At 58.9% G+C, this 828-nt stretch carries 1 protein-coding gene; it reads left to right on the top strand.

What is annotated here, in order from left to right; genetic code table 11:
- Positions 1–782: LysM domain-containing protein (locus RTU96_RS10180; RefSeq protein ID WP_312636477.1), on the top strand; the 782-nt coding region annotated here is incomplete at its 5' end.
- Positions 783–828 lie beyond the last annotated feature (46 nt).

Consider the following 828-nt stretch of genomic DNA (forward strand, 5'->3'; position numbering starts at 1 on the left):
GCTGTGGGGCCTCGGTTAGTGTTCAGCTCACCGGCACAGATATTCAAGTGGACGGAGACCACGACAACCGAAAGATTGCCGTCACGCTGTATCTCCACGCCACAGCCCTGCTGCGCCAGGAGCAGGACGTGACCCTGCTGTGCGATTTGTACAGCACAGCCTATGATTTGAGCTACGAGGCCCAGCCTTTGCAGCTATGCGACTTCGCGGAGACTCTGACCCGCCGTCAAACGGTACGGGAGGTACTGGAAATCGGCGTGGTGGCGGATTCCATTCTGACGCTTTCCGCCTCTCCCAGCGCCGTATCCGTCAGCCGTGAGGGCGGCGGCAGTACCTTGCGTACTGCCGTGGCTGTTCGGGCGTTGTATCTGGACGAGGGCGGCGCTGCGCTGATGGCGGAGCGGAGCATCGAGGTAAGCTGTCAGATGGATTTGCCGGAGGACTGCCGGGTAACCGCTCACGCCATTTGCCCCGAGGAGGTTCAGGGAAGTCTGGGGGACCGGGGGATTGAGGTACGGTTCTCGGTGGAGTTTCGGGCGGAGGCAGTCTCTCGGAAAAAGAGAGTCTGTGTGTCTTCCGCAAAAATCAGCAGCGAAGCGCCAAAGGACCTTTCCGGCGCCCCCTCTCTCGTTCTGCGGTGCAAAAACAGACAGGAGACACTTTGGGACCTTGCCAAGCGGTACAACACCACCGTAACCACAATCCTCTCTGCAAATGATTTGGAGGATGAGGGGGATGTGTCGGAGGAAAAGCTGCTGCTGATTCCCCGGAAGCGGGCATAAGTGCCGGAGGAACGGCGTTCTTCTGAATTTAACATACAAGATCGGC

The sequence above is a fragment of the Oscillibacter sp. genome (assembly GCF_032018205.1).
In the GTDB taxonomy this organism is placed as follows: Bacteria; Bacillota; Clostridia; order Oscillospirales; family Oscillospiraceae; genus Oscillibacter.